This window comes from Arthrobacter sp. AK01 (assembly GCF_021109375.1).
Lineage (GTDB): Bacteria > Actinomycetota > Actinomycetes > Actinomycetales > Micrococcaceae > Arthrobacter.
Window position 1 is genome coordinate 13,650 of the sequence record NZ_JAJOHP010000052.1, and the last position, 22,743, is coordinate 36,392.

General features: G+C 63.2%; 21 protein-coding genes. 10 read left to right on the plus strand and 11 right to left on the minus strand.

The annotated features are described in order from the left end of the window. Positions 1–70: 70 nt before the first annotated feature. Positions 71–658 (minus strand): DinB family protein, encoded by a 588-nt coding sequence (locus LN996_RS17010; protein ID WP_231341592.1) that lies wholly within the window; start codon positions 656–658, stop codon positions 71–73. A 175-nt stretch (positions 659–833) separates the two neighbouring features. On the opposite strand from LN996_RS17010, the gene LN996_RS17015 reads away from it, so the two are divergent. Then, positions 834–3,206 (plus strand): polysaccharide lyase 8 family protein, encoded by a 2,373-nt coding sequence (locus LN996_RS17015; RefSeq protein ID WP_231341593.1) that lies wholly within the window; start codon positions 834–836, stop codon positions 3,204–3,206. Positions 3,207–3,278: 72 nt separating this feature from the next. Here the strand turns inward: LN996_RS17015 and LN996_RS17020 are convergent, their stop codons facing one another. Continuing rightward, the gene (locus tag LN996_RS17020) at positions 3,279–4,463 is read right to left on the minus strand and encodes a substrate-binding domain-containing protein (protein ID WP_231341594.1); all 1,185 of its coding nucleotides are present in this window, start codon (positions 4,461–4,463) and stop codon (positions 3,279–3,281) included. Positions 4,464–4,605: 142 nt separating this feature from the next. On the opposite strand from LN996_RS17020, the gene LN996_RS17025 reads away from it, so the two are divergent. Continuing rightward, on the plus strand, positions 4,606–6,105 hold the full coding sequence (locus tag LN996_RS17025) for a sulfatase-like hydrolase/transferase (protein ID WP_231341595.1): 1,500 nt from the start codon (positions 4,606–4,608) through the stop codon (positions 6,103–6,105). Here the strand turns inward: LN996_RS17025 and LN996_RS17030 are convergent. Then, positions 6,102–7,127, minus strand: a complete 1,026-nt coding sequence (locus LN996_RS17030) for a Gfo/Idh/MocA family protein (protein WP_231341596.1) — start codon at positions 7,125–7,127, stop codon at positions 6,102–6,104. The two genes, LN996_RS17025 and LN996_RS17030, sit on opposite strands and share 4 nt — an antisense overlap. A 258-nt stretch (positions 7,128–7,385) precedes the next feature. Between LN996_RS17030 and LN996_RS17035 the strand changes: the two genes are divergently transcribed. The 5 genes from LN996_RS17035 to LN996_RS17055 all read left to right on the plus strand — a co-directional run bounded on the left by LN996_RS17035 (position 7,386) and on the right by LN996_RS17055 (position 11,395). Beyond that, entirely contained in the window at positions 7,386–8,723 is a 1,338-nt protein-coding gene (locus LN996_RS17035) for an ABC transporter substrate-binding protein (RefSeq protein ID WP_231341597.1), read from the plus strand. After that, on the plus strand, positions 8,723–9,721 hold the full coding sequence (locus LN996_RS17040) for a carbohydrate ABC transporter permease (protein WP_231341598.1): 999 nt from the start codon (positions 8,723–8,725) through the stop codon (positions 9,719–9,721). Before LN996_RS17035 ends, LN996_RS17040 begins: the two co-directional genes overlap by 1 nt. A gap of 10 nt (positions 9,722–9,731) precedes the next feature. Next, complete coding sequence (locus tag LN996_RS17045) at positions 9,732–10,640, plus strand: carbohydrate ABC transporter permease (protein ID WP_231341599.1); 909 nt, start codon at positions 9,732–9,734, stop codon at positions 10,638–10,640. 63 nt (positions 10,641–10,703) lie between these two features. Beyond that, positions 10,704–11,018: an MmcQ/YjbR family DNA-binding protein gene (locus LN996_RS17050; RefSeq protein ID WP_231341600.1), complete on the plus strand. Its 315-nt coding sequence runs from the start codon at positions 10,704–10,706 to the stop codon at positions 11,016–11,018. 83 nt (positions 11,019–11,101) lie between these two features. Further along, positions 11,102–11,395: a hypothetical protein gene (locus tag LN996_RS17055; RefSeq protein ID WP_231341601.1), complete on the plus strand. Its 294-nt coding sequence runs from the start codon at positions 11,102–11,104 to the stop codon at positions 11,393–11,395. An 83-nt stretch (positions 11,396–11,478) separates the two neighbouring features. Here LN996_RS17055 and LN996_RS17060 read toward each other — a convergent pair whose 3' ends face one another. Genes LN996_RS17060 through LN996_RS17075 form a run of 4 tightly spaced genes read right to left on the minus strand, consistent with a single transcriptional unit; the run spans position 11,479 to position 16,585 of the window. Continuing rightward, complete coding sequence (locus tag LN996_RS17060; RefSeq protein WP_231341602.1) at positions 11,479–12,291, minus strand: bifunctional allantoicase/(S)-ureidoglycine aminohydrolase; 813 nt, start codon at positions 12,289–12,291, stop codon at positions 11,479–11,481. 14 nt (positions 12,292–12,305) lie between these two features. Next, positions 12,306–13,568, minus strand: a complete 1,263-nt coding sequence (locus tag LN996_RS17065) for an aldolase (RefSeq protein ID WP_231341603.1) — start codon at positions 13,566–13,568, stop codon at positions 12,306–12,308. 1 nt (position 13,569) lies between these two features. Further along, positions 13,570–15,168: a malate synthase A gene (gene aceB, locus LN996_RS17070; RefSeq protein ID WP_231341604.1), complete on the minus strand. Its 1,599-nt coding sequence runs from the start codon at positions 15,166–15,168 to the stop codon at positions 13,570–13,572. A gap of 16 nt (positions 15,169–15,184) precedes the next feature. Continuing rightward, positions 15,185–16,585 (minus strand): NAD-dependent malic enzyme, encoded by a 1,401-nt coding sequence (locus LN996_RS17075; protein ID WP_159705759.1) that lies wholly within the window; start codon positions 16,583–16,585, stop codon positions 15,185–15,187. Between the two features lie 221 nt (positions 16,586–16,806). Between LN996_RS17075 and LN996_RS17080 the strand changes: the two genes are divergently transcribed. Then, the gene (locus LN996_RS17080; protein ID WP_159705757.1) at positions 16,807–17,562 is read left to right on the plus strand and encodes an IclR family transcriptional regulator; all 756 of its coding nucleotides are present in this window, start codon (positions 16,807–16,809) and stop codon (positions 17,560–17,562) included. A gap of 213 nt (positions 17,563–17,775) precedes the next feature. Here the strand turns inward: LN996_RS17080 and LN996_RS17085 are convergent, their stop codons facing one another. Next, positions 17,776–19,284, minus strand: a complete 1,509-nt coding sequence (locus LN996_RS17085; RefSeq protein ID WP_231341605.1) for a nucleobase:cation symporter-2 family protein — start codon at positions 19,282–19,284, stop codon at positions 17,776–17,778. Positions 19,285–19,462: 178 nt separating this feature from the next. Further along, entirely contained in the window at positions 19,463–20,377 is a 915-nt protein-coding gene (gene pucL / locus LN996_RS17090) for a factor-independent urate hydroxylase (RefSeq protein ID WP_231341606.1), read from the minus strand. 370 nt (positions 20,378–20,747) lie between these two features. Here pucL and LN996_RS17095 point away from each other — a divergent pair, with 370 nt between their 5' ends. Beyond that, positions 20,748–20,924 (plus strand): hypothetical protein, encoded by a 177-nt coding sequence (locus LN996_RS17095; RefSeq protein WP_014922716.1) that lies wholly within the window; start codon positions 20,748–20,750, stop codon positions 20,922–20,924. 185 nt (positions 20,925–21,109) lie between these two features. Here LN996_RS17095 and LN996_RS17100 read toward each other — a convergent pair whose 3' ends face one another. Together LN996_RS17100 and LN996_RS17105 are read right to left on the minus strand one after the other, a co-directional pair. Next, positions 21,110–22,012, minus strand: coding sequence for a hypothetical protein (locus tag LN996_RS17100; protein WP_231341607.1), 903 nt, complete (start codon positions 22,010–22,012; stop codon positions 21,110–21,112). 81 nt (positions 22,013–22,093) lie between these two features. Next, positions 22,094–22,390: a hypothetical protein gene (locus tag LN996_RS17105; RefSeq protein ID WP_231341608.1), complete on the minus strand. Its 297-nt coding sequence runs from the start codon at positions 22,388–22,390 to the stop codon at positions 22,094–22,096. Between the two features lie 154 nt (positions 22,391–22,544). Here LN996_RS17105 and LN996_RS17110 point away from each other — a divergent pair. Beyond that, positions 22,545–22,743, plus strand: a 199-nt coding sequence (locus LN996_RS17110) for a hypothetical protein (RefSeq protein WP_231341609.1), incomplete at its 3' end; no start/stop codon positions are given.

Below are 22,743 nucleotides of genomic sequence, written 5' to 3' on the forward strand. Positions count from 1 at the left end.
GGAGCAAGGCTACGCCGGAGGTTTGCCCAACATAAGCGTGGGCTGTGAAAGGTTCAGGGCGGCGGGAAGTTCAGTAGTGGCGGCGGTCAGCCTCCCGGGCTGCTTCCTCGATGCGGTAGCGATGGGCTGCCCATTCTTCGGAGTTGCGTCCCGGGATGTTCGGATCGCCCGGCCTTTGCCCAATGCCGCCGTCGATGAGCTCGCGGATGATGTCTGCGTGTCCTGCATGGCGGGCTGTCTCGACGCACATGTGAACCAGGATTTGGTGGAGCGTCACGTCCTTCTTCTCTTCCGACCACCACGGCACCACACCTGGCGCATCCAGGGGGAGGGACTCGATGGTCTCATCGCTGTGCTTGGCCGAGAAGTGGTGCAGCTCCAGGATTTGCTCACGCGTCTCGGTGACGGGTACCCACATATCGGAATCCGGTTCGGCGTCATCGGCCAGCCAGGGCATGTCCCTGCCGCTTGGCCGCCCGAAGGTCACCCCGAAATAGTCCAACTCCACGCTGGCCACATGCTTCACAAGGCCCAGCAGGTTGGTGCCCGTGGGCGTCATGGGCCTGCGGGCGTCATACTCGCCAAGGCCGTCCAGTTTTCCGAGCAGGTCCGCCCTGCGGAGCCGCAAATAACCGAGCAACATCGCTTTGTCATCCATGGGGAGCACTCTACCCAAGGGGCATGACAGAAATGGGACCCGACGTTCAGATGCGCAGGCAAGGTACTGCTTTATTCCTCCCTACCACTTCGCGTTGACTACAACGCAAGCCAGTGGAGGGCACCGGCCAAAAGACGCCGGACCATGCCCATCCACGAGTGTTAGGAGCAACTCCTTGTCACTTCAATTCCCTCGCAGGACCCTTCTCCAGGGCGCCGGTGCCCTGTCTTTGGCAGCCGTGGTCAGCTCGATGTTTGCTCAGAATGCATGGGCCGAAACAGCACCGGATGCCGCGCAATTCGCAGCGCTGCGAACCCGCTGGGTGGACCAGATTACCGGGCGAAATGTCATCCAGGCCGGCGATCCGGACTTCGCCAAAGCGATCACGGCCCTGAACAGCAAAGCAGCTGACTCCTTGGCGAAGCTCAACCGTGCGCCCGGCCGGACGTCGGTCTTCACGGATCTGTCCTTCGCCAAGGACGCGGAAATGGTCACCACGTACACCCGCCTGTCCCAACTCGCCACGGCTTGGGCGACACCCACCGCGGCGGTGTTTGGGGATGCCTCGGTGCTGGCAGACATCAAAGCGGGACTCGCTGACGCCAATACGCTCTGCTACAACGACGCCAAGGAAGAAGTTGGCAACTGGTGGTCGTGGGAGATCGGTGTGCCCCGGGCCTTGGCCGACACCATGGTGCTGCTTCACGCCGAGCTCTCCGCCGCGGAGATCCAGGCCTACTCCGCCGCGATCGACCACTTTGTCCCCGACCCGTGGCTGCAGTTCCCGCCCAAGCGCGGCAAGATCACCTCAGTGGGAGCGAACCGCGTGGACCTGTGCCAGGGAATCATCATCCGGTCCTTGGCCGGGGAGGACACGCCCAAGCTCCAGCACGCCATCGCCGGCCTTAGCCAGGTGTGGCAGTACGTCACCAGCGGCGATGGAATCTTCCGGGACGGCTCCTTCATCCAGCACAGCACTACGCCATACACGGGCTCCTACGGTGTAGTGCTGCTGAACGGACTGTCCAAACTCTTCGCACTGCTTGGCGGCACTGGCTTCGAGGTCTCCGACCCGTCGCGCAGCATCTTCTTCGACGCCGTCGAGGGATCGTTCGCGCCGCTCATCATCAACGGAGCCATGGCCGATTCCGTTCGTGGCAGGAGCATCAGCCGCGAAGCGAACACGGGATACGACCTTGCCGCGACCAGCATCGAAGCCATCCTGCTCCTGGCCCGTGCCATGGACGGCGCGACGGCAAGCAGGTGGCGGGGGCTCTGCGCCGGCTGGATCACGCGCAACACTTATCGCCCCATCCTGACCGGGGCGAGCGTGCCCCGGACTGCCCTGGTCAAAGAGCTGCTGGCGGCCGGCGTCGCGCCTGTGCCTGAATCCCCGGGACACCGGCTCTTCCCGGCCATGGACCGCACCATCCACCGGGGGACCGGCTGGGCTTTGTCGTTGTCCATGGCCAGTAACCGCATTGCCTGGTACGAATGCGGTAACGGTGAGAACAACCGCGGGTATCACACCGGTTCGGGCATGACCTACTTCCACACCGCGGACCTGGGCCAGTACGACGACGCCTTCTGGGCCACCGCCAACTACAACCGCCTTCCCGGCACCACTGTGGACACCACCCCGTTGCCGGACAAGGTGGAAGGTGAATGGGGTGCTGCCGTCCCGGCCAATGAGTGGACCGGTTCCGCCGCGCTTGGTGAGGTGGCCGCCGTCGGACAGCACCTGGTGGGTCCCGGCCGCACAGGCCTGTCGGCCCGGAAGTCCTGGTTCGTCAGCGGCGACGTCGCCGTCTGCCTCGGCGCCGATATCACCACCGGTTCCGGAGCCAGGGTGGAAAGCATCGTTGACCACCGCAACCTCCACCAAGGCAACAATGCACTCACGACGGCGTCGGGCACCATTGCGGCAACGCCCGGCAACGCTGCTGTGCTGAGTGACGATCGCTGGGTCCACCTGGAAGGTTTCGGCGGCTATGCGGTGCTCGATTCCTCGCAGCTGACCGTGCTCCGGGAAAGCCGTTCCGGAAGCTGGTCGGGAGTGAACATCAACGGCAGCACCACCGTGCAGCAGCGGAATTACGCAACTATCTTCGTCGATCACGGTGCGGGTGCTGCACCGAAGAGCTACGCCTACCTGGTGGCCCCGGGGGCGTCGGCGAAGGAGTGCGGCAAGCTCGCAAAGGGCAACAAGCACGTGGTGATCCGCAACGACGCCACGGCACAGTCGGTGGAATTCACAGCCGAGAAGACCACTGCAGCGACGTTCTGGAAGCCCGGAACGGCAGGCGACCTTGGCGCCTCCGGCCCGGCATGCGTGGTGTTTTCCCGGCACGGCAACGTCCTGAGCCTGGCTGTCAGCGAGCCAACGCAAAAGGCGGCCAGCCTCACGCTCACCCTGCCGGAAGGCACGTGGTCAAGCGTGCTGGAAGGCGCGGGCACGCTGGGAACGGACACTGCGGGCAAGACGACCCTGACGCTGGACACCACCGGGCTCAGCGGGCAGGCACGGGTAGTGAAGCTCCGCCGCTAGAAACCTTGTTGCGGGGCCTGTTCTGCGAGCTATTTGGCCCTGAAAAGGATGCAGAGCAGGCCCCGCAACGAACTAGAGATGGCTAACGAGCTTGGCCCCGCAGGAATCACGAACCACGATCCTTGGCCGCAAACGGATCTGGTACAGCGGGCAAGCGTCGCCCTCGGTCAACCGGCGCAACAGGACATCGGCCGCCATCACGCCGAGCCGATGCTTGGCAGGGGACACCGCAGTGAGGGGAATCTGCGCGAGATCAGCCATTTCATCGTCATAGGAAACCAACGCAAGGTCCTCCGGTACGCGGATCCCGTGCCTCCCCGCGGCTCCTTCCAACAGGGCAGCTTCCCGGTCGCCGAACACCAAAGCCGCCGTTGCACCGCTGCCTGCAAGAAGCCGGAACATGTGCTCGGCCTGATCCGCCTCCCATTCCGGCTTGGTGGCGCTGAACGCCATGTCGTAGTGCCCGGTTGTGTCCAGTCCCAACGCTTCGACGGCGGCCGCATACCCTGCGATCACCGCGGCCTGGGTTGGGTTGCTGCTGCGCGCGGCCTCGTTCGCCCGCGTGAGCAGCCCAATCTTTCGGTGACCCAAGCGATGGAGGTGCATCACGGCGTCGTACGCTCCGCCCTGGTGATCCGAGCAGACGTGTTCGGTCCGGTCTCCCGGCCCCAAATCGTCCAGGCTCCGCTCCAGCAATACCACCGGGACCGGCAGGGCCATGAGCTCGGCCACCCGTTGTTGGGGATTGTCCAGACCGGTCAGTGTGGGCACCAGGATGAGCCCATCTACGCCGGCGTCCAGGAGGAAGTCGATGCTGGCGTTCTCCCGGGTGAAGTCGTAGTGGTAGGTGGAAAGTTGCAGGCTCGCGCCGCGGGAGGACAGGTGTTCCTCGATACCTTGCAGCACCTGCGGGTAGTAAAGCTGGGTGTCCGGCAGGAGGACACCAATCACGTATCGGGAACGCTTTTGCGAGCGCTGCGGTGCGGCGACGAAACTTCCGGCACCCTGCCGCCGGACCACCAGCCCTTTGTCCACCAGGTCCTCGAACGCCCGGCGCACAGTAGTCAGCGACAGCCCGGTGTCCAGGGACAGTTGCTGCTCGGTGGGCAGCTTGGTCCCGACAGCCCACGTCCCTGCCATGATGCCTCGCCGCAGGTTGTCGCTGAGGTTCTGGAACTTCAGGTTCTGCTTTGCCGTGTCGCGGATGGTCGCGGAGGCGGGTTCAGCCTGGACGGGCTCGAGGTTCTTCCTTGGCATGATCAAACTCCACCTGTGAACGGACGATTCCTCCCATCTTGCCCCACTGTTTAGGGAGTATTTAGATACTAATTTTGGCGATCTGCAAGGTACTGGGGAATGCTCATTGATTCCTCGCCTCGAGGCTGCGTAGCAATATAGGGTGTCCAACGAAAAGCCGAACATCATCTTCATCCTCAGCGACGACCAAGGTGCCTGGGCGCTGGGTTGCGCCGGAAACTCCGAGATCCACACTCCCAACCTGGATGCCCTCGCCGCCCGCGGGACGCGTTTGGAGAACTTCTTCTGCGTTTCGCCTGTCTGTTCTCCGGCCCGCGCCAGCCTCATGACCGGTGATATCCCTTCACGCCACGGCGTCCACGATTATTTGGCGGGCGTCGAAACGGGTCCCGAAGCAGTCGATTACCTGCGGGGGCAGCCCCTTTTCACGGATGCCCTGGCGGACGCCGGCTACACCTTGGGGCTCTCCGGAAAATGGCACCTGGGCGCCAACGATATGCCGAGGAAAGGCTTCAGCCACTGGTTCGCTTTGGAGGGTGGCGGCAGCCCTTATGACCGGTCAGTGATGTACAGGTTCGACGGCGGCACCAGCCACCGGGAGTCCGTCACCGAATACTTGACGGACGCGATTACCCGCGACGCACTGGACTTCCTTGACGAAGCCTCGAGGGAGCCCGGGCCCTTCTTCCTCGCCCTCAACTACACCGCACCCCACAAACCCTGGAAGGACCAGCACCCGCCCGAATTCGAGGAGCTCTACAGCGACTGCCGGTTCGCCAGCTGTCCGCAGGAGCCCCTCCACCCTTGGACGCCCACCGTGGATGGTGTGCCGATTGGCGGCGAGCCGGACGTCCGCGCCGCCTTGGTGGGCTACTTCGCGGCGGTGAGCGCCATGGACGCCGGGATCGGAGAGGTCCTGCGCCGGTTGGAAGGACTGGGCGTCCTGGACAACACCCTTGTCATCTTCAGCAGCGACAACGGCTTCAACTGCGGCCACCATGGCATCTGGGGAAAGGGCAACGGGACCTTCCCGCAGAACGTCTACGACTCCTCCGTTAAAGTCCCCGCGATCTTCGCGCTTCCGGGACGGATCCAGGAAGGAGTTGTCCTCCCGGAGCTGCTGTCCGCCTACGACGTAGCGGCCACGGTTCTGGAACTCGCAGGACTGGACGTCCGGCCCTTCGAACGCGGTCCCGGGCAGTCTTTCGCGGAGCTGTTGCGCGGGCTGACGGACCCTGCAGTGGCTGGGCGCGATGAGAACCCCGACGGCGGTGGGCAGCCCGCCGCTGCCGGGGACCGCGCCGTCGTGGTCTTTGACGAATACGGCCCGGTCCGGATGATCCGCAGTGCGGAGTGGAAGTATGTGCACCGGTACCCGCATGGCCCCCACGAACTGTACGACCTTGCGGCTGATCCGGATGAACGGGAAAACCTCGTGGATGAACCGGCGCACGCCGGGCGTGTGGCCGGGATGAGGGCCCAACTCCAGGAGTGGTTCCAGCGCCATGCGGTCCCCGGGCTGGATGGAAGCTGGCTTCCGGTGGCCGGGGCAGGCCAGACTGCGTCCGTGCTGGAGGATCCCTTGGGGGCCTTTACGCCACCTAACTGGGACGGCACGGCCGCAGCCGGCAGCACCGCCTAGGGAACTTCGCTCAGGATCCTCTTGGCATTCGTGGCGTCGCCGGACTCATTGAGGACCAAGGGGGTACCGGACTCGGCGGCCGCGTAGGACGCCAGGACCACCTCCACGATGTGGCGGGCGTGTTCGACGCTGACTTTCGGTGTTCCGCCGTCGAGCACTCTGATGAAGTCTTGCAACTGCAGGAAGAAGCCCTCCTGGATATCCTGCGGCCGCGGTTCCCACACGGTGCGGGTGGTGCCGTTGCTGCGGACCAACGTTCCGCTGTGCGGGCTGCAGGAAATTGTGCCGTGCTCGCACACGATGAGGACTTCGTCCATTCGCTGGGTGGCGTCGGAAACAACCACGACGTTGACATGGACACCATTGCGGAGCGTCAGGGAGATGGCGCCGTCCGTTTCCACCGGAACACCGAAGCGTTTGAGGGTGGAGGCATTGAGGGATTCGACAGGTGCCCCACCGAACCAGATGGAACGGTCAAGGCAATGGCCGCCGATGTTCATCAGCGCCCCGCCGCCGGCCATGGCCTCGCTGAAGAACCATTCCGGACGGGTGCCGGGGCGGTAGTCGGTGGTCCTGTAGTCGCGGATCATCCGGACCTGGCCCAGTTCGCCCCTGGCCAGCACGTCCTCGGCCGCCAGCTTCTCCGGCAGGAAATGCTGGATCTGTCCGATGACCAAGGACACTCCGGCGTCGCGGCAGGCCTGGATCATGCGATCGCAGTCGGTCACGGTGGTGGCCATGGGTTTTTCCACCAGGACGTGCAATCCGTGTTCGGCTGCGGCCAGCACCATGTCCAAATGCAGCGCATGCGGGGTATTGATGATCACTGCGTCCAGTCCAGCCTCGCCGAACATCGCCACATAGTCGGTATAGACCTGGGCGCCCCACGGTGATGCAACCCTTTCCGCCGGTTCCCTTTGAAGGTCGCAGACTGCAGCCAGTTGGACGTTGCTGATCCGTCCAGCGGATTCGGCGTGGAAGTGTGCCACGGCACCGGCGCCAATGATTCCCAGTCGTATCAATTTCCCTCTTTAGCTCGGAGCCGAAGCGCGGACACTGCCTGCCCGCGCTGATCACCTTGATTGTTGGGGAGCGCCAAAGGAGGAATAAATGCCTAATCGGAGTGAACTGCAGGCCTCGGTTCGGTCAGTTCGCGCCGGGATCCGTAACCGGTGCCGACTCATTCAAAAGTACTCATTGAATCCTGCTTTCAATGACTGTGAGAGTCGTCTCACTGAACCGCATCCGGCCGGTTCCCCCTCACATGAAAGGTGATTCCCATGGGCAAAACAGCCCGTCATCTTCGCCCGCTGGCCGCCCTGTTGGGTGCAGCACTCGCCCTGTCCACCACAGCATGCGGTGGAGCCACAGATGCCTCCACCGCGGCCGAGGCCGTGGACATCTCCGGCTCCATTTCGGGCCAAACCATCAACTACTGGTCCATGTGGAAAGACGGTGAGCCCCAGCAGAAGGTCATCGCCGCCGCCATCGCCGATTTCGAAAAGGAAACCGGAGCCACAGTCAGTGTCCAGTGGCAGGGCCGCAGCAACACCGAGAAGCTCGTCCCTGCGCTGAACACCAACAACGTCCCGGACCTGGTGGACGGAACGTTCGCAAAGCTAGCGCCCGTGATTGGCGAAACCGGCCAGGCGAGCCCGCTCACGTCGGTCTACTCCTACGAGGTGGACGGCAAAACGGTCAGTTCGGTGATTCCAGAGAAGTTCACCAGCAATGGCGTGTTCAAGGGAGAAGACGGACAGCCGTGGATGGTTCCCTACAGCGTCAGCTCGGATGGCATCTGGTTTGATGCCGCAAAGCACCCGGAGCTCAAAGCCAAGCCGCCGGCTACCTGGGATGAATTCATTGCGGTCCTGGACAAGCTGAAGGCTGGAGGAACGGCTCCCATCGCGGCTGACGGCGACGTTGCGGGCTACAACTCCACCTGGTTCGTGACGGCGCTGCTCCGGCTCAAGGGTGCAGGCAGTTTCAAGGCACTTGTTGAGGACAAGTCCGGTGAAGGCTGGGACGACCCCTCAGTGCTCGAAGCAGCCCGGAAGGTTGAAACCCTCGTCAACGGCGGATACCTCAACAGTGGCTACAACGCGAGCAAGTTTCCGGCGCAGCAGCAACTTTGGGCAAACGGCGACGCGGCCCTGATCCTCAACGGCTCCTGGACGCCTACCGAAACCGGTTCTTACGCCGCCCCGGGATTCGAATACTCTTCCTTCCAGTTCCCGGCCATCGACGACAAGCCGGCCAGCGCCCGTGTGGACTTCATCGGCTTCGCAGTACCGGCAAAGTCCAAGAACCAGGTCCCCGCACAGCGCCTCGCAGCATTCATGCTGGGCGCCAAGTACCAGAACGCCCTTGGAACGGAAGCCAAAGTGCTTCCGGTGAGGTCGGACGCTCCCGTAGATCCCGCCGTCGCAAGCGTCAAAGCCGCCATTGACGCGGCTCCGGCGACGCACCTGCAAAACGACGGCGTGACTTTCCCCGGCTTCATGGAGAAGGTCTTCTTCCCCAAGGATGACGAGCTGTTCCTCGGGAAGACCTCCGCCGATGACTTCATCGCGAAAATGAAGGCCGCCCAGATCCAGTACTGGAAGGACAACAGCTGATGACCCTCCACCTGACGGAGCCAAGGACAGGCGGTGCGCCCGCCCAAAGACCGGAGTCCCGGAAGCCGGCGCCCCGTAAGCCGCGGCGCGGCAGCCGTCCCGGAGGGAGCTCCATTGACGTGCAGCGCAAGAAGCTGCTGATTCCGTTCGTCGGTCCGGCTTTCGTTCTGTACACGGTCCTCTTCATCGTTCCGGCACTGGGAGCCGTCTGGATCAGCCTGCACAAATGGGCGGGCTCGGGCCCCATGAAGTTCGTTGGGCTGGACAACTACGGCAGGATCTTCCGGGACCAACTCTTCCTTTCCTCATTCGGCAATACCCTGCTTCTGCTCTTCGTGGTGGGGACCGCGATCTTCGTCCTGGCATTCGCGTTGACGCTGGTGCTCAGGGATATGGCCGGGAAGAAGATTGCCCGCAACGTCATCTTCTTCCCGCACCTCATCAATGCGCTGGTATTCGGTGTCCTCGCCGGCTTCATCTTCAACCCCGGAGGAATGGTCAACAGCCTCCTGGCGCCCCTCGGAGTGACCGACCCGCCCAAGTGGCTGGCTCAGGACAACATTTTCCCGCTCATCATGGTCACGCTTGTTTGCACCACCACTGGTTACTTCACCACCATCCTGATGGCCGGCGTCGACCGTATCCCGCCGTACTACTACGAAGACTGCGCCTTGGCCGGAGCGTCTGCCTTCCAGCGCCTGCGGTACGTGATCCTGCCGCTGACGTGGGATGTTTTCGGGACCTGCGCCGTGTTGTGGACCATCTCGTCGGTGAAAATCTTCGAGATCGTCTGGGTCTTCGGTGGCAGCTCAGGGGCCGGCGTGCCGCCAACGCAGAGCTGGACCGCTGCCGTGTACACCTACGTCAACGCCTTCTCCGGACAGTCAACGCCCGCCTATGGGGCCGCGACAGCGTCTGCTGTGTTGTCCCTGGCCCTGATCTCCGTCCTGGTTGTCCTGCTGCGCCGCGCCATGCGTCGCGACGCCGTCGAGTTCTAAAGGAAATGTCATGAGCGAATACAAACTGCAGGGATCCATCACCGCCCCACGCAGACGCGGAAGGCGCGGCGTCAGCCCGGCACTGCGTGGTGAGCGCAGCGTCGTCCGGGGGATCGGGGTTGCGCTGCTGTGGCTGGTTGTCGCGATCAGCATCGCAGCCCTGGTGTGGATGGTTGCCCAGGCATTCCGGGATACCCGTGCCATTCTTGATGACCCTTGGGGCGTGCCATCGTCCCTGGACTTCGGCAACTTCGTCCGCGCCTGGACCGTGGGAGACTTCGCGGTGGCTACCTGGAACAGCCTGCTGACCACGGTGGTGTCCTCGGTCCTGACCGTAGCCATTGCCGCACCCTGCGCGTACTACCTGAGCCGCGTGGACAACAGGCTGACCCGTGGCCTGAGCCTGTATTTCATCCTGGGTCTGGGTATTCCCGCGCAGGTCATCCTGATTCCGCTGTTCGTGATGCTGAACAAGGTCTATCTAACGGACAGCATCATCGGGCTGAACCTCGTGTACATCGGCGTCTCCATGCCCTTCACGGTCTTCCTGCTGACCGCATTCTTCCGATCCCTCCCCTTGGAAATGGAAGAGGCAGCGGCACTGGACGGCACCACGGCATTCGGCACGTTCTGGCGCATCACGTTGCCCTTGGCCAAGGGAGGCATCCTGACCGCCTTCATCCTTCAGGTCATCTCCCACTGGAACGAAACCCTCCTGGCCCTGACCCTCCTGCAATCCACCGAGAAGTACACGCTGCCCGTCGCCCTGATTTCCTTCGTGCAGCAACAAACGTATTCGGGAGCTGACTGGGGCGGACTGTTCGCCGGGCTGGTGATCGTGGTCCTGCCGATGCTCATCATCTACGTATGGCTGGGCCGGCGTCTGACGGAGGGACTGACACTCGGGATGGGCAAGTAGCGCCCGACGGTGGTGCTACCGCGGGCTCTTGTCCTTGGCGGAGCGCAAGTGCCACAGTGAACCATGGCCACAGAAGACGATGTCAGGCGCATCTGCCTGGGCATGCCCGGTGTGAGTGAGCGTCCAAGCTGGGGGCAGCCCGCATGGTTCGCCAAGAGCCTCATGGCACGTATCTGGGAAGAGGGCGTGGGCACAGTGAAAACCGACGAACGCGAAGCGCTCGCAGCCATGGAACCCGATACGTTCTTCTGGACCCCGCATCACGACCAATCCCCGCAGCTCATGTTGATCCGGCTGGAGAACATTGACGTCGACGAACTCGACGAGTTACTGCAGGAGTCCTACAGAATCGCCGGCGGCCCCGGCAAACCCAACTGAGTCGCAGTTGAGGCCGTTCTGAGCCCTCAAAGCGGCCTTAACTGCGACTCAGTTGGGCGGGCGCGCGGGCTAGACTCGGCCGCATGGGGGAACACAAACTTGGGGAACACAGCACACCGAAGCCTGGCCGCAGAGTCTCTGCCGTCGTCGTGCCGTTGCTGGGGCTGATCGCGGTCATCGTGGGCGTGGTGCTCGCGTGGAGCAACCTGGAGACGAACGTCGGCTGGTTTGCCTATGCGCCGCTGAGCAATGAGGTGTTCGTGGGAGACAACGGCTCATTCATCAGCAAGGAAACGCAGCTCGGACTGGGCATCGCGGGCATTGGCCTGCTTCTTCTCGCGTTCTGGGCCGGGCTCGCCATGGGCCGCCGCCGCTGAGTTCGCTGACAAACGCGAAATCGCCGGAAAACTCCAGACGAACTGGCAGCTTTCCGGCGATCTCGGCGCAAGCGAGGAACGGACTAGGTGAGCTTCACCTGGCGGTTCATGTCCTTGTACAGCAGGTAACGGAACTCGCCCGGACCGCCGGCGTAGCAAGCCTGCGGGCAGAACGCGCGCAGCCACATGAAGTCGCCGGCCTCCACCTCAACCCAGTCGTTGTTGAGCAAGTACATGGCCTTGCCTTCCAGGACGTACAGGCCGTGCTCCATGACGTGGGTTTCCGGGAAGGGGATCACGCCGCCGGGCTGGAAAGTGACGATGTTGACCTGCATGTCGTGGGCGAGGTCGCTGGAGTCCGTGAAGCGCGTGGTCTTCCAGACGTCGTCCGTATCCGGCATGGAGGTGGGTTCCACGTCCTTCTCGTTGGTCACGAAGGACTTGGCCTCGAAACCTTCCAGGCGCTCGTAGGCCTTGCGGATCCAGTGGAAGGAAACGATGTTGTCGGAGACGTTCTCCAGGCCCCATTCCGAACCTGCAGCAAGGTAGGCGTAGCCGCCCTCTTCGAGGTGGTGCAGTTCGCCGTCGAGGGTCAGGTTGACCTGGCCCTTGGTAACGAAGATGACGCCTTCAACGCCGGCCTCGAACTCGGCCTTCGGAGCCCCGCCGCCCGGTGCGATCTCCACGATCAGCTGGGAGAACGTGGTGGCGAAGCCGGAGATCGGCCGCGCGATGATCCACGAGCGCGTGTTGGAGAAGCCCGGAAGGTTGCTGGTGACGATGTCCGTCATGACGCCCTTGGGGATCACCGTGTAAGCCTCGGTGACGATGGCCCGCTCGGTGGTCAGCTGGGTCTGCGGCGGCAGGCCGCCCTGCGGGTAGTAGTACTTGCCCATGCGAGATGCTCCTATCAGTGCGAAGTTGGTTGTGCGAGCCGCGGGTGCGCCAGTGCGGTCAGCTGTGAAAGTTCGACGCCGGCAAGCGCCTTGACTTCGTCGGTCCCCACTGCGCCGCACTGGACGCCGCGGAGGACGAAGCCGGCAAGGGCGCGGGCCGTGGCGGGCTCGTCCATGACTCCGCCTTCGGTGCGCTCCACGTAATTGCGGAGGCGCAGGGCCGCTGCGGGCAGGCCTTCGCGGTAGAAAGCGTACGACGCCGAGAAGCGGCTGGGGAGCTGGGCGGCGTGGAGATCCCAGCCCTGGTAGTAGCCGTTTTCCAGGGAACGTCGGACCAGGCGGCCGTGCAGCTTCCAAGCGTCCTCAACGCCGTCGCCGACGGGGATGATGTTGGTGGAACCATCGGACAGGCGGATGCCCGTTCCGGCGACGGCGAGCTGCATGACTTCCTTGGCGAAGTCGGCCACCGGGTGCTCCATGGACTGGTATTCGGCGGAGATCCCCAGCGAGGCGCTGTAATCGTACGTCCCGTAGTGCAGGGCACTGATACGGCCCGGAACGACGTGGGGGAGTTGGGCTACAGGGGAGGTTCCGTCCGCGCCGATGATGAGCTGCGGAGTTTCCACCTGCACCTCGAAGCGAAGCCGGCCAGCGGGAAGCCCGTGGACTTCCTCCAGCCGGGATACCGCGAAGTCCATGGCCTGGACCTGGGCCACCGTGGTGACCTTGGGCAGGGTGAGGATCAGCCCGTCCGGGAGTTCGCCGGCGGCGGCCAACGTGGAGACGAACAGGTCCAGGGTCTTCAGGCCGCGGGCCCGGGTGGGGGCTTCGAAGCACTTGAAGCGGATGCCGATGAACGGCGGAGCTGTCCCGGCCGCAACGGCAGCAGCAACAGCGTTGGCGGCAGCAACGGCGTCGGCGTCCTCTGCCTCGTCGCCGCGGTCGCCGTAGCCGTCTTCGAAGTCCAGACGGAGGTCTTCGATCGGCTCAGCAGAAAGCTTCGCCGCCACACGCTCTGCGACAGCGGCAGCCAGGTGAGACTCCTGGCCCAGCAACTGTCCCAGCTTCTCCAGGCCGCCGTGAGCGTCCGCCGTCGCGAGTGCCTGGGCGCCCCACTCTGCCGCAAGGGAAGGCGTGAAGCGGTCGGCCGGGATGTAGACGGTGTGGATGGGCTGGCGTGAGCCGTCGTCACCGGGGTAGTTGCGGTCCAGCAGCTGGTCCGTCGCCTCAAGCTGCGACTCGATGTGGGCCAGATCAGAGGAAGAGAATGAGCCCATCTCAGCCCACCAGCTCGTACGCGGGAGTGGTGAGGAAGTCCGTGTAGTCGTCGGACAAACAGATGTCCTCGATCAGCTTGGATGCGGGCTCGTAGTAGGCCTTGAAGTTCTCGTCGCCGAATTCGATGCGCAGGCGCTCGGTTTCTTCTCCGAGGATGCGGGTGACGAGTTCGCGGGTCACGGTGTTGCCCGTGTCCGCGAGGACGGACTTGTTGCGGATTTGCTGCCAGACCTGCGAGCGGGAGATCTCCGCAGTTGCGGCGTCTTCCATGAGGTTGTGGATGGCAACTGCGCCGCTGCCGGAGATCCAGACGCCGGTGTAGGCGACGGCGACGTACAGGTTCAGGCGCAGGCCTGCCTCCGTGACGTGGCCTTCGGCGGAGGCGACGTCGATGAGCTGCTCAGCGGTGACGCTCACCTCGGGGCGCTGCTTGTCCAGCTGGTTGGGACGGTCGCCGAGGACGGAGTCGAAGACTTCGCGGCAGGTGGAAACCAGGTCCGGGTGTGCCACCCAGGAGCCGTCGAAGCCATCGTTCGCTTCGCGGGTCTTGTCGGCGCGGACCTTGTCGAAGGCTGCGGCGGTGACGTCGGGCTGCTTGCGGTTGGGGATGACGGCGGCCATGCCACCCATGGCGAAGGCGCCGCGGTGGTGGCAGGTCTTGACCAGGAGTTCGGTGTAGGCGCGCATGAACGGTGCCGTCATGGCCACGGTGGCGCGGTCCGGGAGGACGAACTCTTCGCCGGCATCACGGAAGTACTTGATGATGCTGAAGAGGTAGTCCCAGCGGCCGGCGTTCAGGCCCGAGGCGTGGTCGCGCAGTTCGTAGAGGATCTCGTCCATCTCGAACGCTGCCGGGATGGTCTCGATGAGCACGGTGGCGCGGACGCTGCCCTGCGGGATGCCGAGGAAGTCCTGGGCGAAGACGAAGACGTCGTTCCAGAGGCGTGCCTCGAGGTGGCTCTCCATCTTGGGCAGGTAGTAGTACGGGCCGTGACCGTTGAGGAGGAGCTGCTTGGCGATGTGGAAGAAGTGCAGGCCGAAGTCCACCAGTGCACCTACGGTGGGTTCGCCGTCGATCAGCAGGTGGCGTTCTTCCATGTGCCAGCCACGCGGGCGGGCCACGACGACAGCCAGGGGAGCGTCGGTGCGGAGGCGGTATTCCTTGCCCTCAGGGGAGGTGTAGCTCAGGGTGCCCTGGGCGGCGTCGCGGAGGTTGAGGATGGCGTCGATGACGTTCGGCCACGTGGGCGTGCTGGCGTCTTCGAGGTCCGCGAGCCACACCTTGGCGCCGGAGTTCAGCGCGTTGATCGCCATTTTGGCCGGGGTGGCAGGGCCGGTCATTTCGACGCGGCGGTCCTGCAAAGCTGCCGGTGCCTCGGCGACTTTCCAGTCGCCGTCGCGGATGTCCTGGGTCTCGGGGAGGAAGTCCAGGCGGCTGGTGTCGGCAACCTTCTGGCGCTTGACGCCGCGTGCCTCGAGCAGCTCGTTGCGGGTGCCGGCGAAGCGCTTGTGCAGTTCCTCGATGAAGGCCAGTGCCTTGGGGGTGAGGATTTCCTCGGCGCGATCGATCGGCCGGGGATCAGTGACTGTGATAGCCATGTGGCGGTGTCCTTTTCTAGAGTGCGCTGGCGGCGTTGGCGTGCGCAGCATTGGCTACGGCGGTCGCTACATCGGCGGCAACATGGGGATCGAAGACGCTGGGGATAATGTAACTCGCGTTGAGCTCATCGTCAGCCACCCGGTTGGCAATTGCCTCGGCGGCGGCCACCAGCATGTTCGGCGTAATGTCCGATGCTCCGGCGTCCAGCAGGCCCCGGAAGAAGCCGGGGAAGGCCAGCACATTGTTGATCTGGTTCGGGAAGTCGCTGCGTCCGGTGGCAACCACGGCTGCGTGCTTGGAAGCGATGACCGGGTCGATTTCCGGTGTCGGGTTGGCCATGGCGAACACGATTGCGTCTTCGGCCATCGAAGCGACCTGCTCCTCGCCGATCACGTGCGGGGCGGAGACGCCGATGAAGACGTCCGCTCCCTTGAGGGCGTCGTGCAGGGTGCCGGAGAAGCCTTCTTCGTTGGTGTTCGCGGCGATCCAGCTGCGGTGCTCGTCGCCGTATTCCTCACCGGAGTGGATGGCGCCGGAGCGGCCGGCGGCGATGATGTGCTGCGCGCCCTGGGCTTTGAGGAGCTGGATGATGGCGGAGCCGGCAGCGCCGACGCCCGAAACCACGATCTTGACCTCGGAGAGCTTCTTGTCCACAACGCGGAGGGCGTTGACCAGGGCGGCGAGCGTGACGATTGCCGTGCCGTGCTGGTCATCGTGGAAGACGGGGATGTCCAGCTCTTCGCGGAGGCGGTTCTCGATTTCGAAGCAGCGCGGTGCAGCGATGTCTTCGAGGTTGATGCCACCGTAGACGGGGGCCATGGCCTTGGCGATCATGATGATTTCTTCGGTGTCCTGGGTGTCCAGGCAGACCGGCCAGGCGTCAACGTTGGCGAACTGCTTGAACAGCGCAGCCTTGCCTTCCATGACGGGCAGTGCCGCGGCGGGGCCGATGTTGCCCAGGCCTAGGACGGCCGAACCGTCAGTGAGGACGGCGATGGTGTTGCGCTTGACCGTCAGGTTGCGGGCAGCGGCCGGGTCTTCTGCGATGGCCATGCAAACACGCGCGACGCCGGGAGTGTAGGCACGCGAGAGGTCGTCGCGGTTGCGCAGGGCTACCTTGGGGACCACCTCGAGCTTGCCGCCGAGGTGCATGAGGAAGGTACGGTCCGAGACGTGCTGGACGGTGACGCCGTCGAGGGCGTTCAGGGCGTCCTTGACGCGGGCGGCGTGGTCGTCGTCGGTGGTGTTGCAGGTGACGTCAACAACGATCGTCTCGTGGTGGGATTCCGTGACGTCCAGCGCGGTGATTGCTGCACCGGCTGCGCCGACGGCTGCTGCCAGTTCGCTGGTAGCGGTGAAGCTCGACGGTGCGGCGACGCGCAGGGTGATCGAGTTTCCGGGGCTCGGATTCGCCATTGAAATTCCTCCTGTTAGGCCCGTTCCCGGGCCGCCGTTCCAAACTGAATGTTTTCGTATTATGGATATTATTATCTACAAAGTGGAAACACAACCCCCTGCCCGGTCATCTTCGGTGTCATCGCGCAGCTTGCCGACGTGCTGTATGTTGGGTGTTCTAAGCAATTCTTTTCACGATGCGGATAAGAGTTGTCGGAATCTGAGTCATTGGAGACAAGGGAATGGCTGAAAAAGCCTCCGGAGGCGTGCAGTCCGTTGAGCGCGTCTTTGAACTGCTGGAACTGATTACGGACGCAGGCGGCGACGTCACTTTGAGTGAGCTCTCGTCGTCCACTGACCTCCCCTTGCCCACCATCCATCGCTTGCTCCGCACGTTGGTGTCCCTGGGCTACATCCGTCAGCTGCCCAACCGCCGCTACGCGCTGGGCCCCCGGCTGATCCGGCTCGGCGAAGGCGCCAGCAAGCAGCTCGGTGCCGTGGCCCGTCCGCAGTTGAAGACCTTGGTGGAACGCCTCGGCGAGACCTCCAACATGGCCGTCCTTGACTCCGACATGGTCATCTATGTCGCCCAGGTCCCGTCCATGCACTCCATGCGCATGTTCACCGAGGTGGGCCGCCGGGCCCACACGCACGATACCGGCGTGGGCAAAGCCATCCTCGCCCAGCTGGACGACGAGGTTGTGCGCGGCATCGTTGCCCGCACCGGCATGCCGACCCCCACGGCCAAGAGCATCGGTGACATCGACTCCTTGCTCGCAGACCTCAAGCTCATCCGCGAACGCGGCTACTCCATCGACGAGGAAGAGCAGGAGCTCGGCGTCCGCTGCTTCGCGATGGCTGTGCCCAACGCTCCCACGCCCACCGCGATCTCTGTCTCCGGGCCGATCACCCGCGTGGACCAGAGCTTCGCCGACCGCGCCGTGCCCATGCTGCGTGAAGCAGCCAGGGCGATCTCCGCGGAGCTCAACCAGAACTAACTTCCCGCCGAGTTGGCATTTGATGGCAATGTTTCCCAAGAACATTGCCATCTTTTGTTATCTCGGGAGACCAAGTGTGGGCCTGCGCAAGGTGGGCTGCCCTCAAAGCCGAGTGCCGCCGTCGTACATTCCGGGCGGGCTTGCGTGCGACGCGACAAAAGGCGGCAGTGTCCCCCAAGGAAAACACTGCCGCCTGTTATCTGCGGAAGGGTGCTAGTGCTCCGACGCGCTGGAGGTCTTGAGCGGAACTTCCTTGCCGTCGGCGTCGATCAGCTTGCCGTTCTCGAAGCGGTCGCCTTCGCTCAGGCACTTGATGTCCTCTTCGCTGACGATGCGGTCAGTGCCGGCCACGAATACGGACTGGTTGTCCGAGTTGCCGGCCTTGAAGTGGTTGAAGAGGATGTTCAACAGGATCGCCATGACGGCTGCCGAGCTGATGCCTGAGTGGAAGATCGTGGCGAACCAGGACGGGAACTGGTCGTAGAACTTCGGGGCGGCGATGGGGATCATGCCGAAGCCGATCGAAGCAGCCACGATGATCAGGTTCATGTTGTTCTTGTACTCAACCTTGGCCAGGGTGCGGATACCACTGGCGGCAACCGTACCGAACAGCACGACGCCGGCGCCGCCCAGGACGGGCGTCGGAACCGCTGCGACAACCCGGCCCAGGATCGGCAGGAGGCCGAGGATGACCAGGATGAGGCCGCCGGCGCTGACCACGAAGCGGCTCTTGATGCCCGTGATGGCCACCAGTCCCACGTTCTGGGCGAAGGCGCTCTGCGTGAAGGAGTTGAACAGCGGGGAGATGGCGCTGGAGAGCATGTCTGCGCGGAGGCCGTCGCCGATGCGGCGGGAGTCAACCTTGGTGTCCACGATTTCGCCCACTGCGATGATGTCCGCCGAGGTCTCCGTCAGGGTCACCAGGATGACGATGAGCATGGAGATGATCGCTGCGATTTCGAAGGTGGGAGCGCCGAAGGCGAAGGGTGTGGGGAAAGCGACGATGTCGCCCTGGCCAACCTTGGAGAAGTCGGCCATGCCGGCCACCAACGCGATGATGGTGCCGATGACCATGGCCAGCAGGATCGAGAGCCGCGAAATGGCGGCGTTGCCCACCTTGCTCAGGAGCAGGACGACGCCCATGGTTGCAGCTGCGAGTCCGATGTTGGCCATGCTGCCGTAGTTGTCGGCCTTGGCGTTGCCGCCCATGGCCCAGTTAGCAGCGACGGGCATCAGTGTCAGGCCGATGGTGGTGATCACGGTTCCGGTAACAACCGGCGGGAAGAACTTGATGATCTTGGAGAACAGGGGAGTGATCGCCAGGCCAATCAGCGAGGCCACAATGACGGAGCCGAACACCGCCTGGATTCCACCGCCGCCCTGGACGATCGCCACCATGGTGGAAACGCCGGCGAAGGAGACGCCCTGGACCAGCGGCAGCTGCGAGCCGAACCACGGGATGCCCACCGTCTGAAGGATGGTAGCGAGCCCGCCCACAAACAAACAGGCGGCGATGAGGAGGCCGATGTCCTGGGAGTTCATGCCGGCCGCTGCGCCGATGATCAGGGGCGGGGCAATGATTCCGCCGTACATGGTGAGGACGTGCTGGAAGCCGTAGGCGAACGTGCTTCCGATGGAGAGGCGCTTGTCCTCGGGGCGTTCCGGCTGATGCTTCTGCGAAGAGGTGGTATTCGCAGGGCGGGACTTCTTTTTGATGTTCATGGCAGACTTTCTGGGTTCATGGCAGACGTCTTCGTCTGGCTAACTGTGTCTGGCTAACAAAATCTTTAGGTTTTTGGGGTCGGGTTTGTGTGCAGATCCAGCGTTGACGGGGCGCCGTTGTTCGGGACCTGCACACAAACCCGTTGGTGGTGCGGTTTAGTGCGGTTTCGGTGTGGGCTTAGCAGAAGCCGGCGATGCCGCTCCAGGCAACCGGTGCAGCGGGGATGTTCTCGCGCTGGACCGTGGCTTCGATGAGGCCGTACGGGCGGTCAGCCGCGAAGAAGACCTCGTTGGGGTTGTCCAGGCCGAACGGGCTCAGGTCAACCAGGAAGTGGTGCTTGTTGGGCATGGAGAACTTGATCTCGTCCACTTCGCTGTGTGCTTCCAGGACCTTCTTGCCCATGTCGAACAGCGTCTGCTGCAGGGCGTGGGAGTAGTTCTCGGTGAAGCCTTCAAGCAGGAGTGCCTTGATGTCCTCGTAGCTCTTGTTGAAGTCCGTGCCGGCGGAATCCAGGTTGGTGTTGTAGCGCCAGCGGGCGGATACGTCGGTGGCCAGGATGCGGTCCGTGGTCTCCGGCAGGGTGGTGTACTTGTCGCGCGGGTAGCCGACGAAGCCGGACTGCGTGGTCTTAAGGACGGTCAGGTCCTTGAGGCCGGAAATAAGGTGGGTGGTTGCGCCATCACGGACGACGACGGCGGTACGCACCTCTTGCCCGTTGCGGACGAAGCTGTGGTCGTGTCCCTCGCCGTGGGCCTGGATACGATCCCAGCTGTAGGCTTCGGCTTCCCAGCGGCCGCCGGTGACCCAGTCGAAACCGCCGGTGAAGTGGTCTGCGAGGCGCAAGAGGAAGGATTCGGGGGAGTTGATGCCTTCACGAGCGAACGCGTAGACCGTGTTCTTCTGGGTGTCGGTGGCAACGACGTGGCCGTTGTCGCCTTCGAGATGTGCGGCCTGGAAATCGCCGCGCAGCTGCGAGGTGACGTTCAGGTCTTCGATGTGGTGGCGGTCCGTATCCCGAGTGACCTTGACGACGCGGACTTCTGCTTTGCCGTACTGGTTTTCGCCGAGGACGATGTTGTTGCTCATGGTCATATCCCAACTTCTGTGAGGTGGAACCTACGTTCCATCAATGAAATTAAGCGCGTGTTTCCACTGCGTTTCTGGTGGAGCCGACCCAACAAAAAAGAGCCAGCATCCATGGATGCCAGCTCATTACGACCCTGCCTGCTGCTCTCAGGTTACGTGACCTACGCCACGAACTCATTCGAGAGTAGCGCATGATTTCGGCAGATGTACATGGGTTCCGGAGGATCGTTATGAACCATCCAAATGTGACCGCGGCAACTCACTTTGCTCCGGAGGGGGTCTTGACGCGTTGTTTCGCAGCTGCCTACACTTTCCACATAACAATAAAAGTTTTCCGAAGAGCGGAAACTGTGTGCATGAGAAAGAGGAGGAACAGATGGACTCGAAGGATACGAACAACGTCGTGGAATTCCCGGCGCCCGGTCAGGAGCTGTACCTGCCCTTTGGTGCAACAGATCCCGACTTCTACATTCCGGCCGACTGTGACCGCAAAGCCGGCGGGTTCTCCCGTTGGCTGCGCGCGCTCCCGGTGTTCGGCCGGCAGCGCCCCTAGGCACTTGGGGGCGCGGACTCTGCGCAACAGAGCCAACGAGGCGGGCGATACCTGGGGAGGTATCGCCCGCTTTTTGCGTGCCTTCTGGCCCGCTGTGTGCTGCCCGTTTCGATGCTTCGCTGCAGAACGTGCCGTGCGCCCGGCGTCCTACGCAGCGAACCCCCGAAACGGGGCCTCGGTACTGCCTAGGTGGTGCTGCGTAGGACCCCAAGCACGGTTGATTTGAACTCCTGCTCCCGAAACAAGTGCTGCCACTTGATCCGAATGAACTTCCAGCCCTGTGCCATGAGGGCCTTTTCGCGCTGGCGTTCCTTGAAGATGACCTCGGAGGTTGGTGCGTAGTCGAAGTACTTCACCTTCCCATCGAACTCCAGGGCAACCTTCTTGTCCCGCCAAGCAAAATCCAGTCGATGAGAACCCTCAGGTGATGACACCTCCACTTGCAATTCAGGAAGATCGATCCGTAAGCGCTGGAGCAACTCGCGGGTCAGGGTTTCACCTGGTGACTCGGAGCGTGCGTCCGCACTCTCCAATGCCCGGCGTAGGGCGAGGACTCCGTTGCGCCCGGCCAGGGACTCGCACATCAGTTGCAGCTTGTGGGCGTCAGCACCTTTTCGAAGGGCGTGGTCCATCAGCACTAAGGATTGCTTGTAGTTCAGTAAGAGGCCGCAGTCAGCAACGGTTCGTTCCAAGGAGGTGCAAGGCATGCCGTTGATAAGCATTATTTCGTTGGTTTCAAGGGCCCGACCATGGGCAACAGCGTCGTGGCCGTGGGACGATCGCGATGCGCTTGAATCGGTTGTGATGTGCACGCGGTCATCCACGTCCCAGAGAAACAGTCCGTGCAGGCGTGCTGCCGAGGTGTGGCTGTAGACCAAGCCGCCAGTCGACGTCGTAAGTGTTCCGTGAGCGTGCGCGGCGATCAACTGCCGGCTGCGTACCCAAGGTTTTTGAGCGGCCCATGTACTGCCGCGGATGTAGCAACCCCGGCGTAGTCGTACCAGATCGCCGACTTGCACCAGTGCTGCAATCCTTCTGTCGTTGAACCCCAGTTCATGGAGCTCGCTGGTCCGCCACAAATCCATCATTGGGGGGAGCCCTGTTTTGTTGTTGTTCGCCATGGAACAAGCTTTGAAGGAGCGTGGCGGCACGAACAGGAGCATGCTGCCCTATGTGGAAAAGCCCGATTCGATGGCTCGCTGCAAGCTGTGCCGTGCGAACGGCGTGGTTGGCAGCGAAGCATCGAAATGGCAAAATGTGATCTGCGTAACAATCGGCAGGGTGCTGAGCGCTTCACGTAAGCTGGGCTGACGGCCACCCTTTTGGGTCTTCAAGGTCGTTGCAGCCCTGACTGACGGGTTGCGCTTGCTCGCTCGATGGCGCCGGACATATGGCCCGCACGCGTCGCACTGCAGCATGTCGAGTAAAAACTGACGCTCGTCATCGAGCCATGCCAGGACGTTCACCCTGGCTAAAATCCCTGCCTCGGCGGGTGACAAAAGAGCCGGGAGTGGGGATCCGGCGCCGCAGCAGCCGATGTGTGGCTGCTACCCCAAAGGAACATGTCATGAAACTCAAGGTCTCAATGCTTGGGGCGGTGATCGCGTTGGCTCTCGCTGGGTGCACGACGCCGACGCCGACACCGACGACAACCGCCACGGCACCCACGTCGTCGCCTACTGCTACCACTGCAACCCCGACGGCGACTCCCACTTCTACTCGCACTGCAACCCCGACGCCGACGTCTACCCGTACTGCAACTGCGACGCCCACCCCGACGCCGACGTCTACCCGTACTGCAACTGCGACGCCCACCCCG

What these genes read in the sequence shown, in the direction of transcription:
- LN996_RS17010 (WP_231341592.1), bottom strand. Translation starts at nt 658, where the DNA reads ATGGATGACAAAGCGATGTTGCTCGGTTATTTGCGGCTCCGCAGGGCG.
- LN996_RS17020 (WP_231341594.1), bottom strand. Translation starts at nt 4,463, where the DNA reads ATGCCAAGGAAGAACCTCGAGCCCGTCCAGGCTGAACCCGCCTCCGCG.
- LN996_RS17035 (WP_231341597.1), top strand. Translation starts at nt 7,386, where the DNA reads ATGGGCAAAACAGCCCGTCATCTTCGCCCGCTGGCCGCCCTGTTGGGT.
- LN996_RS17040 (WP_231341598.1), top strand. Translation starts at nt 8,723, where the DNA reads ATGACCCTCCACCTGACGGAGCCAAGGACAGGCGGTGCGCCCGCCCAA.
- LN996_RS17045 (WP_231341599.1), top strand. Translation starts at nt 9,732, where the DNA reads ATGAGCGAATACAAACTGCAGGGATCCATCACCGCCCCACGCAGACGC.
- LN996_RS17050 (WP_231341600.1), top strand. Translation starts at nt 10,704, where the DNA reads ATGGCCACAGAAGACGATGTCAGGCGCATCTGCCTGGGCATGCCCGGT.
- LN996_RS17055 (WP_231341601.1), top strand. Translation starts at nt 11,102, where the DNA reads ATGGGGGAACACAAACTTGGGGAACACAGCACACCGAAGCCTGGCCGC.
- LN996_RS17060 (WP_231341602.1), bottom strand. Translation starts at nt 12,291, where the DNA reads ATGGGCAAGTACTACTACCCGCAGGGCGGCCTGCCGCCGCAGACCCAG.
- LN996_RS17065 (WP_231341603.1), bottom strand. Translation starts at nt 13,568, where the DNA reads ATGGGCTCATTCTCTTCCTCTGATCTGGCCCACATCGAGTCGCAGCTT.
- aceB (WP_231341604.1), bottom strand. Translation starts at nt 15,168, where the DNA reads ATGGCTATCACAGTCACTGATCCCCGGCCGATCGATCGCGCCGAGGAA.
- LN996_RS17075 (WP_159705759.1), bottom strand. Translation starts at nt 16,585, where the DNA reads ATGGCGAATCCGAGCCCCGGAAACTCGATCACCCTGCGCGTCGCCGCA.
- LN996_RS17080 (WP_159705757.1), top strand. Translation starts at nt 16,807, where the DNA reads ATGGCTGAAAAAGCCTCCGGAGGCGTGCAGTCCGTTGAGCGCGTCTTT.
- LN996_RS17085 (WP_231341605.1), bottom strand. Translation starts at nt 19,284, where the DNA reads ATGAACATCAAAAAGAAGTCCCGCCCTGCGAATACCACCTCTTCGCAG.
- pucL (WP_231341606.1), bottom strand. Translation starts at nt 20,377, where the DNA reads ATGACCATGAGCAACAACATCGTCCTCGGCGAAAACCAGTACGGCAAA.
- LN996_RS17095 (WP_014922716.1), top strand. Translation starts at nt 20,748, where the DNA reads ATGGACTCGAAGGATACGAACAACGTCGTGGAATTCCCGGCGCCCGGT.
- LN996_RS17100 (WP_231341607.1), bottom strand. Translation starts at nt 22,012, where the DNA reads ATGATGGATTTGTGGCGGACCAGCGAGCTCCATGAACTGGGGTTCAAC.